Here is a 10722-nt window from a genome sequence, read left to right as displayed (position 1 = left end):
GTGGCGTTTGCCATGTGAGAGTAAGTCATCGCCAGCTTTTAAATACTAAACACCCCCTCCGCTAATGCAGAGGGGGTGTTTTTTATCGAGGGGAGAAATATAGTTGTAGTATCAGTATTTCTAATTGATATATAGCAAGTAATTCAAATTTTTTGAATTGAATCTCAAAATTCAGCGAGTTATAAAAAATTCAATCTTAAAATTTAGTAAAAATCTCGTTTCAAGAAAATAGTTTGAATAAGTTCTCTTTTATATTTTTTACTTGAAGATAAAGTATATTTACATAAAAGCTAGATTGTGATTTCATTAGGCATATTTTTATAATTAAAAATCTTATCCTGTTTTTAGGTTAGATTGGGGATATAAAGGAATGATGATGAATAAAAAACAGCTTACTCTAAAGTTGTCTGTAATTGCTATCTCAATAGTATTAGCAAGTTGTGGTGGTGGAGGGGGGGGCTATTTTAATATAAATAGTGGCTCTTCCAATACAGATAACACGAATACATCAAATCAGATTTCTGCTGAACTCTTATCTGTAGGCCAAAGTAAAAGTAGCCTCAATGCGGGTGGTCAAGATAGCTTAGATTTGACGATTCGAACATTGGATAAGACTGGCGGTATCATACCTAAAGCAAATGTCAAAATTGAAATTAAAGATGCTGAAAATTCTGGCGCAAGTTTAAGTACTAAAAGTAATCTTGTAAGTGATGAGAATGGATTAACTAAAACAACATTGTCTTTAGTAAACACCACACTTAATCAACAAATGAATAGAACAATTACTGTTGTTGTAACATCTGGTCAAACAAAACAAGAATTAGCTATTCCAGTGAATGGTACGGCTATTACTATTTCTTCAGATATGAATTTATTAGAGGAAGGGGCTACTGCTAATATTACATTAATTGGATTGGATGCAGTTGGTAAACCATTAAGCGGAGCTAAAGCAAGTTTAGTTGATGCATCAGGAAAAACTGTTTCAGATGTAATTTCAACAGATCTAAATGGCCGTGCTATTTTTAAAGTCCCTTATGCTACTGTTTTAAATTCAACAAATCATAAATTGAGTTTACTTGGTAAATTGACAGTTGAAGGTTCCAATCAAACAGTTACAAATATTTTGACAACTGATGCTGTTGTTTTAACTGCAAATGTTGCAAATAATGCATTACAGTTAACTTCAAATACAAACCCAGTTGGTGTTGATATACCTAAGCTTCTTACTTTCAAAGTAAGTGCAGCTACTCAAGCAGAATTAAGTGGAAAAACTGTTAAATTTGCAACTACAAATGGCACAGTTACTCCTCAAGTTGCCATTACTAATATTAGACAAGAAAATGGTATGTGGGTCGGTGATGCTACTACTACTTTCTCAGGTGCTGTAGCCTCAATAGCTACGATATCAGCGACATTTGGTACAAATGTTATTTATGTTGCTCAAAGAGTAAGTCCTGGCGTACCTGCTATGATTTCGATACAGTCTGAGTCTAGTGTTTTAGCTCCAGGGGCAAATACTAAGGTTATTGCTTTAGTTAAAGACAAAAATGGTTCTCCAATCCCTGATACAGAAGTATCTTTTAATATTATAAAAGATACTTCTTCAACGGGACAGATTTCTCAACCAACAGCTATTACTGATAGTGCTGGTCGTGCAACAGTGATTTATACTGCTGGTGCTGCTCAGACATTAGGTGGTGGCGTAGAGATTAATGCTTCAGCTGGCGATGCAAAAGTACAAGAACCAGTATATTCACCAACTTTGAAATTAACCGTTGCAACTCAATCTGCCTATATCACAATTTCACAAAACCATTTAGTTGCTACAGATCCAGATAATAATACATACTATAATAAAGATTTCTCTGCATCTGTTGTAGATACAGCAGGGAATCCAATTCCAAACCAAAAAATTAGTATTTCATTAGAACTGGTAAGTTTTATGAAAGGGCAATTTAATTGGGTACGCGATTATACCTACGCACAAACAAGTGATGGTATGTGGTCATGGTTAGGTATTTGGCGTTGGTCTCGTGATTATACTATTTATGAGAATAACCTTCCAAAACGAATTACCACTTTTGTTGAGTGCCCATCTAATGAGTATGCAAGTAACCTTGCTATTCTAAGTGTGAATAATGCGCCACTTGGAACTAAAGCAACCTTTATTACTGATTCACAAGGTAAGTTTGATTTTAAAGTACGTTATGGTAAGAATTATTCAAATTGGCTACGTGTTAATTTAAATGCATCTACTACGGTATCAACCAAAGATAATACTATGGCTTTATCTTTTGTACCTCCTGTTGCAGCGGCTGATGTAGATGATACAGATGGCAAATGGAGACCAGATCAAACTAGTCCATTCGGTACAGATATTAGTACTTGTAGTAATTACAAATAATTTAGAAATTTTTTATTTAAATAAAATGCTCAATCAACTTGATTGAGCATTTTATTTTGAAGGATTGATTTACAGCAGTTTATAGGAAAGTATTTTTAATCTCATAAAGAAATATCAAATGATATAAGCTTTAAATCTATTGTTAATTATATTGGCTGAAATTAACTCCTTTGTCTAAAATCGAAAAATCAAATAGACCCATAATATGAATAAGGGCCTATTTTTTGCTAATTTCTTAATTCAGTATTATGTAAATTATGTTGGATATCTCCAAATATTCAATCATCCAACAAATCCATCTGCTTCGCTAATTGGTATAGATTATTAGAGCGATTACCTGTACGACAAAACATTAAAATAGGTTTTGGTAGTTCGTTATAGTGATTAGCAAATGTGCGAACATCTAACTCCGTAATTTGACCTGCAACAACTGGTTGGTAAACATAATCTAGGCCAGCATTACGAGCTGATTCTTCAATCTGTGCGCTTGTAGGTTGTTCAGAACCACCTTCCATGTCTGGACGATTATTAATAATAGATTTGAAGCCTTTTTCGACAACTTGATCTACATGCTCAGGGCCGATTTGACCTGCAAAACCAACATTTTCTGACATCTTGTCACTCCAAAAATAAACAAAACATTTTATGCTCTATCATAGCATTAAGCTTGATCTTGAGTTTAAATGTCTGTAGCAAATAAATGATGATAAGTAATAAGATAAAGCATTGGAGCGCGCATGCACACCTATACAGTTGAGCCGTTGTATGTTCCTAGTGGCGAAGAAACCATAGCAGCAGATTTCTACCTACCAAAGACCAATATTAAACCTGCTGTAATTCTTATGGCACATGGATTTGCTGGATTACGCCAATTTAAATTAGTTCAGTATGCACAACGTTTCGCTAAAGCTGGATATGCTGTCATTTTATTTGATTATCGCTATTGGGGGGGGAGCACAGGAAAACCGCGTGAATTGGTTTCACTTGGTGCTCAACTAGATGATTGGAAAACCATTGTTCAATATGCTTCGAATTGCAAATTGATTGATAGTCGACGTATTATTTTATGGGGAACTTCTCTAAGCGGTGGATATGCGCTTAGTTTAGCCACTGACCTTAAAAATATTCAGGCCGTGATGGTACAAGTGCCTTATGTTGATGGTGCTGAAACAGCAAAATTATACCCATTACAACGTTATCCAGAGGCTTTGAAGCGTTCTAGTCAGGATTACATGGGATCTAAGATGGGCTTAGTACCTAAAACTTTGCCGGTTGTGGATCAGCATAAACTATGCTTTTTACCGACCTCCGATAGTTATTATGGTTATCATTCGATTGTAAATCCTGACTATTATTGGAGTGGTGAAGTTCCTGCACGTGTATTTTTTAATTTAATGCGCTATCGTCCAATTCAATTTGTACGCAAAATTAATATCCCTGTTTTGTTTATTGCTGCGAAACATGATTCTTTGATTCCAATTGAATCTAGTCGTGAAGCCGCTACAAATATTGCACCATTTGTAAGCTATCATGAGTGGGAAATGAAACATTTCGATATTTATCACGGTTCTTGGTTTGAAAAAGCAGTCACAACCCAATTAGAATTTTTACATCAACATATCGGAGTGATGTAAATGATAATTGTCTGTGCATCCTGTGGTGCAAAAAATCGTGTACCTGAAGAAAAATTAGCAGTTCATCCAAACTGTGGGCAATGCCATCAACCATTATTAACGTTATCGCCAATTGAATTAAATGAACAAAATTTTAGCCATTTCATTAGTAATTCAGATTTACCTGTACTAATCGATCTTTGGGCAGAATGGTGTAATCCTTGTAAAATGATGGCACCTCATTTTGCTGAGGTTGCCAAACATAATCCTCACGTCGTGTTTGCTAAAATTGACACTGAAGCAAACCCGCGTTTAAGTGCTGCATTTAATGTCCGCAGTATTCCGACTTTGGTCTTAATGAATAAGACGACTGAATTGGCCAGAATAAGTGGTGCATTACGTACACCAGAGCTACAGCAATGGTTAAATCAGCAATTACAGCAACATCAAGGACATTAACATGATTGAACGTTCAAATCATCCAGAAGGGGTTTTATCCTTGCAGAATATTGCTATGCCAGCAGATACAAACTGGAGCGGTGATGTATTTGGAGGATGGATTGTTTCACAGATGGATCTCGCAGGAGCGATTCATGTTGAGCGTTTGAGTAAGGGACGATGTGCAACAATTGCGATTAATGAAATGACTTTCCTTGTGCCTGTTAAGGTTGGAAATGTGATTAGTTGCTATACTAAAATTTTGAAAGTCGGCAATACTTCCGTACAGGTGCAAATCGAGGTATGGAATAGTCACGACAATTCACGGGATCCGATTCGAATTACTCAAGGTGTTTTTACATTTGTTGCTGTTGATGTGAATGGTAATAAAAGACAAATCTCAGAACAAATTAAGCAAGATTTTTTAGCAAGCTGATAAAACAATAAAGCCCAAATTTAATTGGGCTTTATTTTAAATCTAAGACTATTTTTTACGTTTTGGTAGCCAAGCCCAAAGCATCTGACATTGGATTGGTTCGTTACCAGAATCGTCAATTACGGTCACAGGAATCAATAACTCGCCTTTGTCATGTTCAGCAATAAACTTTTTTTGGTCTGCTGACAAGCTTGCTGTAGCAGTTAAACCGCCTTGCGCAACTTTTAAATAATCGACATGTAATGATTTAATTAACAAAATACGATCATCTGGGATATGTAAGCCCGTTAAAAAGCCCGTTGCAGTTTCTGCTAATAAAGCCATTGCTGCTGCGTGAACCCCTTTAATATGATTTTGCATATTACGTTGGTTTTCAATACGCACAGTGACATGGTCTTTATCAACTTCTAAATAACGAATATTTGCTGTTCCAACCATAGGAACAACACGACCAAAAGCTTTACTCCATAGCGTGCTACGAATACTTTTTGGAAATTTAGAAGTGGTTTTAACCAGCGTATAAAGACGGTTATCTTTTGCCATAGTGAACCTAATGCTTAGTCTTTGAAATTATTAAATTGAAGTGGTAGACCAAATTGTTGTTCACGTAAAAAGTTCATGACCTGCTGCAATGTATCGCGCTTTTTATCTGTGACACGGATTTTGTCTCCTTGGATAGAAGATTGCGCTTTGATACCACTTTCTTTAATGGCTTTATTAATTTTTTTTGCGGTATCTGAGTCAAGTCCATCTTTCAGCTTGATCACTTGGACCACATTTTTACCAGAAGCAGTGGCTTTTTGTGGATCTAAAGCTTGTACATCAATCTTACGTTTATAGAAGTGATTTTCAAGCATGGTATAGACTTGTTCGCATTGGAAGTCACTTTCAGTTGAGATTTTGATTTCTTTATTTTTTTCATTTAACTCAATTGAAACGTCTTGTCCACGGAAGTCAAAACGTGTTGCAATCTCTTTTTCTGTATTTTGTACAGCATGATTGACTTCAAATAACTCTAATTCAGAAACAATATCAAAAGAAGGCATGGTTAGACCTTTACAAAGGGAAAGAATATTTGAGATGCTAAGGGTGTTTTCTTCATTTGCCAAGTGTTGTTTACATCAAAGGAGTGCACAATGATCCGTAAACAAGAAATTACAACATTTGAGTTCCCAGAAGGCGCAGTCATTTGGGATGTCCGAGATGCCAAAGCTTATGCAGAGGCACACGTCAAAGGGGCGTTGAATCGTCCAATTGCTGAAATTAATGCGGATAGTTTGACTCAGGTTGCAGCGGATCAGCCGATTTATATTTTATGTGGTGGTGGTAGTAAAGCGCCACGCGCAGCAGAGCTTTTAGACGGTTTAGATGATTCTCGTGAATATGTTGTATTGATGGGCGGTACACGTGCAGCACGTGATGCTGGCTTAGCTTTAGAACAAGGCGCATAGATCAGTTAAATTTGCCAAAATACTTGGGTATTTTGGCAAATTTAAAGAATGAACAACTAAAATAATAATTTACCCAGAATAATAAGGTTTTTTAGCTTTTAATTTCTTTTGAAATCTTTGAGGATTTAATTTATCCAATAAACTTTGAGGAACTGGGCAAAGTTCACCTAAAATTAGTGCTGCTAAGATTTCACTACATAATGGCGCAAATAAGAAACCTTTCGATCCTAAACCAGCAAAAGTATAGATTTGATCAAGATTTTGTATTTTCCCAACAAAGGGGAAATAATCTAAACTTTGTGCGCGAACGGATGCTCTTCCTTGCCAAGTCTCTAGCTTAGGAAGTTGTTTGGCATATTGAGGGAAGACACTGTGGATAAGTTCGTAGTTATGCACATGATCTTCAGTTAGCACTTCTGCATCATCCCGATTGGGATAAAAAGATGCACCAAGAATTAACTGTGAAGCATCCAGTTGCATGCAATAGCCACCATAACTATAAGCTTGATCCAGTGCTAAAGGTCGCTGGCTATTCTCAACCCAGCTGACTTGTCCCCGAATTGGTTTTAAGACAGGATAGTTTTCAAAGAGTTCAGCACTTTGTTTGGCACAACAGACAATCGCATGATCCGTTATGGCAATTTTTTGTTGGTCATGCCAGAGTGTAACTTGGCTATCAGTCGACTCTAATCGAGAAATTTTTGCTTTTTCAATTCGAATATTAGGATGTTGTAAAATCTCATCACGTAATTTATGTGGTGAAACTGCACCTGCTTCATGTAAGGTCAGACTTGAAAGCTCTGTTTCAGGAAGGCATTCAAGCGTTGTATTTGCAGTTAAAACGTTTTCCGGATATTGCTCAACCAGTCCTAACAGTTCATCTGCATTTTTTAATGCAATTTGCTCTACTTGAATCGGTCTAAATGCCTTAAAACGAGGATAAAAATTCAACGCATGCTGCCAACTCAAGGTCATCAAGTGTTCATGCGCCTGTTCAATTGGGCATAGCTTTGGATTGAGCAACGCCAGTGGATTGCCAGATGCACCTGAAAGCGGCTCATTTTGCTCGTAGATCGTAACTTGATGTCCTCGTTGAGCAAATGCCCATGCTGAGCTTAAACCTGCGATTCCTGCGCCAATAATCGCAATATGTCGCTGTACAGATGCTGAGCTCGCTATTTCAGATTCATTTTGAATCGTTATGTCTTGCTTTGAATCGGCGGTGTCTGTTTCTTCTTGTGACGCATTTAGCCAAATAGCTTTGAGCATTTCTCGTTTATGACCAAAACCTCGTGGACGGCTGATTTGGATGCTGTGTTGTTTAAGCCCACGTTTTAATATGCCTGCGACACTAAAAGATGCGAAAGTTGTTCCAAAATCAGATAAACGCACTATGTGATCTAAGACATTTGCTTGCCACATATCTGGGTTACAAGATGGAGCAAAACCGTCCAAAAACCATGCGTTAACTGCTTGTGTTTTAGGGATCGTTGGAAAAATATCCTGAGCATCACCTAGCCATAAATCAATACTAAAACGTTCTTCAGGAAAACTTAAGCGATGACAACCTGCAATTGGCAAGGGATATTGCTGAATCAATTTTTCTGCTAAAAGTTTGAGTTCTGTCCAAACATTGAGTGCGCGGATCAAATCTGCTTTATTTAATGGAAATTTTTCAACGCTGACAACATGTAAATGGCTGTGATTATCTAAGCGAACTTGTTGCCAGAGTTGCCACAGAGTCAAAATATTGAGTCCTGTACCAAAACCAGTTTCACCTACACAGAAATATTGATAATCGTGTAGTTGAGAGAGGCGTTCGGTTAAATCATTGCCATTTAAAAATACATGTCGGGTTTCAAGCAAACCATTGTCTTTAGAAAAGTAAACATCACCGAATTGCTTAGAAATAGGAATTTCGATGTCATCGACTATTTCCCAATCTAATTCAGCAGTTTGTAATTTTGATGAGTGAGACATAAATAAAAATTATATTTTTACCACTGGCGACGACGTTTGGTGTAGACATAGCTCGCAATAAAGAAACCTAGAATGACACCAACTGCAATGGTCATAGCACCATACAAGAACATTTGAGCACTGCGCTCACTTTGTAAAACTTGAATCTGAACAGTAAGATTGTCATTTTTGAGTTGTAATTCTTGATTTTGCGAGAGCGCTTCAAGATTGGCATTTTCAAGTTGTTTTAAGCGATTGGCTTGATCTTGAACCAATGCTTTGACTTTTGCTTCTTGTTGCTGTTTAGCCTTTGCAATTTGTTCAGCAGTTAAGGGCTTAGCAGTTGCCGTGGCAACAGTGGTGGAAGCTGTTGTTGAGTTCGGTTTAGCTTGAACAGTTGTTGTTGGTGTGACAGCTGGTGTCGGTTCAACAGCCCAGACTGATGAACTCATTAAGCATAAGGCGAAAAAGCTTTTGGCTGCAAAGTGCATGATTTACCCTTTTGGAAAAGCTTTGTTGAAAGGCTTTACGTCAATATTTGAGTAAATTCCTTCTTTTAAAAAAGGCTCTTCCTGAATCCAGCTATCTAGGGCTTCACGCGTGTCAAATTCAACAATAATCGTACTGCCTAAAAAACCTGCTTGTGGATTGTTTGGATCTTTAGGATGAGCGCCAGCAGCAATTAAACGTCCTTCATCATCTAGCTTTTGCAATCGTTCAATATGTTGTGGACGAATTGCTAAACGTTTTTCTAAGGTACCTTCATGATCAGTACAGGTTAGGACAAAATAAGGCATGGCAGTCGCTCAATGATTCAAAATTCAGTCGGTGGTTTTAAAATGCTTTCTTAAGAAAAATAGTATAGCAGCAAGGTAACTGATAGAAACGATAATATCGCCGAAAGCCGTGAATTCGCCCCAATATTTGCCTTGCATATAGACGAATCCAAAGAAAAAATGTAAAGCGGCAAGCAAAAAGAATTGTCCACACCACGCTAAGTTCAATCTCATCCAGCCTTGATGACTTAACTCGAGTAATGAACCAAGAAGCTTTTTAATAATCGGGGTACGTTCTTTATTGAATAATGGGGTAACTAAAAAACCTATTCCAATACCGATATTGATGATGATTGCTTTCATTTTAATGTAGGTCACATCACTGAATACGAGTGTGATTCCACCAAAAATCACCGACATGACAACAATAAACCATTGCATTTTTTCCAGTTTAAATTTCTGGAAAAAGAACAAACAACCGTAAACAACAAGCGTTGAAATTAAAAGCGCACAGGTTGCAACAAGAATATGATTTTGATCGGTATTTCCTGCACTACCAACCAACTGTAATAAAGGGTGATGACTATCTTTGGGATCAGTGGTTTTATAAAAATAAAAGAAGATAATAATCGGCAGATAGTCGAGCAACGCTTTCATGTTACAGTACGATGATGAAATAGGTCAGATAGCATAATACAAACCATGTTCGGTGTCGATTTACATACACATACCCACATTTCAGATGGCACGTACTCTCCTGAGCAACTGGTGCAAGCAGCTGTTGACTTAAAAATACATACACTTGCGGTCACTGATCATGACACGATGGATGGTTTAAGTCGTGCTAGAAACTATGCTCAAGATCATGATATTAAAATAGTTTCTGGAACAGAAGTTTCTAGTCAATGGTCAAGGCCAAATATTAAAAAGAGTTATGGTGTTCATATTGTTGCTTTGAATATGCAAGATGAGACGCCTATAAAAGCAATGCTTGAAAATCAGAAAAAAATCCGTGCTGAACGTGCGAAAGTGATTTGTAGCTTATTAGAGAAATGTATTGATTTTGATATTTACCCTGATGTGATTGCCAAGGTTGATGGACATCCAGATCGAGTAACCCGTACTCATATTGCCAAAACATTAGTAGAGAAAAATATTGTCAGTCGCCCACAACAAGCATTTGACCGTTTTCTTAAAGAAGGAAAAAAGGCATTTGTGAAATTTGAAGGTTTAGGGTTGAAAGAAACGATTGACGTGATCCATGCTAGCCAAGGCTTCGCAGTTTTAGCGCATCCAACCAGATATGATTTATCAGCGACCAATATCCGTTATTTGATTGAATTATTTGCTGAATCGGGTGGGGATGCTGTTGAACTTCCTCCGAGTGTAGAACCAGTCTCAACACGTCAAATGGTGGATCGAATGATTCAGCAGTTTGATTTGGCTGTTTCGATTGGTAGTGATTTTCATGGTGAAAATATGCCGTGGATTAAACTGGGTAACACACCTAGAGTGAAAGAAGGGCAGATAGGTATTTGGGAAAGTTTTAGATAAAATAGAGATATATATTCTTAATTACTTATACATAAAGGACTAGGATAAAATATTTTTATTGACATACTAAGCATTATTTTAAGACTATTTT

At 37.0% G+C, this 10722-nt stretch carries 13 protein-coding genes; 6 read left to right on the top strand and 7 right to left on the bottom strand.

Annotated elements, in window-relative coordinates; translation table 11 throughout:
• Positions 1-376: 376 nt before the first annotated feature.
• The gene (locus IEV17_RS11715) at positions 377-2404 is read left to right on the top strand and encodes an Ig-like domain-containing protein (RefSeq protein ID WP_004664942.1); all 2028 of its coding nucleotides are present in this window, start codon (positions 377-379) and stop codon (positions 2402-2404) included.
• A gap of 278 nt (positions 2405-2682) precedes the next feature.
• On the opposite strand, the gene IEV17_RS11710 is transcribed toward IEV17_RS11715, so the two are convergent.
• Positions 2683-3018, bottom strand: a complete 336-nt coding sequence (locus IEV17_RS11710; protein ID WP_004664941.1) for a protein tyrosine phosphatase family protein — start codon at positions 3016-3018, stop codon at positions 2683-2685.
• A 123-nt stretch (positions 3019-3141) separates the two neighbouring features.
• On the opposite strand from IEV17_RS11710, the gene IEV17_RS11705 reads away from it, so the two are divergent.
• Genes IEV17_RS11705 through IEV17_RS11695 form a run of 3 tightly spaced genes read left to right on the top strand, consistent with a single transcriptional unit; the run spans position 3142 to position 4891 of the window.
• A complete protein-coding gene (locus IEV17_RS11705; protein WP_004664939.1) occupies positions 3142-4038 on the top strand; it encodes an alpha/beta hydrolase in 897 nt (298 codons plus the stop codon).
• Positions 4039-4476, top strand: a complete 438-nt coding sequence (gene trxC, locus IEV17_RS11700; RefSeq protein WP_004664937.1) for a thioredoxin TrxC — start codon at positions 4039-4041, stop codon at positions 4474-4476.
• A 1-nt stretch (position 4477) separates the two neighbouring features.
• A complete protein-coding gene (locus IEV17_RS11695; RefSeq protein WP_004664936.1) occupies positions 4478-4891 on the top strand; it encodes an acyl-CoA thioesterase in 414 nt (137 codons plus the stop codon).
• Between the two features lie 48 nt (positions 4892-4939).
• On the opposite strand, the gene IEV17_RS11690 is transcribed toward IEV17_RS11695, so the two are convergent.
• Together IEV17_RS11690 and IEV17_RS11685 are read right to left on the bottom strand one after the other, a co-directional pair.
• Positions 4940-5434 carry a DUF4442 domain-containing protein gene (locus tag IEV17_RS11690; RefSeq protein WP_004664935.1) on the bottom strand — a complete coding sequence of 165 codons (495 nt, stop codon included), beginning with the start codon at positions 5432-5434 and terminating at the stop codon, positions 4940-4942.
• Between the two features lie 14 nt (positions 5435-5448).
• Positions 5449-5937: a YajQ family cyclic di-GMP-binding protein gene (locus IEV17_RS11685; RefSeq protein ID WP_004655922.1), complete on the bottom strand. Its 489-nt coding sequence runs from the start codon at positions 5935-5937 to the stop codon at positions 5449-5451.
• Between the two features lie 90 nt (positions 5938-6027).
• Here IEV17_RS11685 and IEV17_RS11680 point away from each other — a divergent pair, with 90 nt between their 5' ends.
• The gene (locus IEV17_RS11680; protein ID WP_004664933.1) at positions 6028-6342 is read left to right on the top strand and encodes a rhodanese-like domain-containing protein; all 315 of its coding nucleotides are present in this window, start codon (positions 6028-6030) and stop codon (positions 6340-6342) included.
• A 69-nt stretch (positions 6343-6411) separates the two neighbouring features.
• On the opposite strand, the gene mnmC is transcribed toward IEV17_RS11680, so the two are convergent.
• Genes mnmC through IEV17_RS11660 form a run of 4 tightly spaced genes read right to left on the bottom strand, consistent with a single transcriptional unit; the run spans position 6412 to position 9734 of the window.
• Entirely contained in the window at positions 6412-8322 is a 1911-nt protein-coding gene (gene mnmC, locus IEV17_RS11675; protein WP_004664930.1) for a bifunctional tRNA (5-methylaminomethyl-2-thiouridine)(34)-methyltransferase MnmC2/FAD-dependent 5-carboxymethylaminomethyl-2-thiouridine(34) oxidoreductase MnmC1, read from the bottom strand.
• Between the two features lie 17 nt (positions 8323-8339).
• Positions 8340-8792 carry an SH3 domain-containing protein gene (locus IEV17_RS11670; RefSeq protein WP_004664928.1) on the bottom strand — a complete coding sequence of 151 codons (453 nt, stop codon included), beginning with the start codon at positions 8790-8792 and terminating at the stop codon, positions 8340-8342.
• Between the two features lie 3 nt (positions 8793-8795).
• Positions 8796-9098 (bottom strand): YciI family protein, encoded by a 303-nt coding sequence (locus IEV17_RS11665; protein WP_004664926.1) that lies wholly within the window; start codon positions 9096-9098, stop codon positions 8796-8798.
• A 24-nt stretch (positions 9099-9122) separates the two neighbouring features.
• A complete protein-coding gene (locus IEV17_RS11660; protein WP_004664925.1) occupies positions 9123-9734 on the bottom strand; it encodes a septation protein IspZ in 612 nt (203 codons plus the stop codon).
• Between the two features lie 45 nt (positions 9735-9779).
• On the opposite strand from IEV17_RS11660, the gene IEV17_RS11655 reads away from it, so the two are divergent.
• Positions 9780-10631 (top strand): PHP domain-containing protein, encoded by an 852-nt coding sequence (locus tag IEV17_RS11655; protein WP_004664923.1) that lies wholly within the window; start codon positions 9780-9782, stop codon positions 10629-10631.
• Positions 10632-10722: the final 91 nt, after the last annotated feature.

It is taken from the genome of Acinetobacter modestus (assembly GCF_014636095.1).
Taxonomy (GTDB): domain Bacteria; phylum Pseudomonadota; class Gammaproteobacteria; order Pseudomonadales; family Moraxellaceae; genus Acinetobacter; species Acinetobacter modestus.
This window is presented reverse-complemented; position numbering and strand designations above follow the sequence as displayed.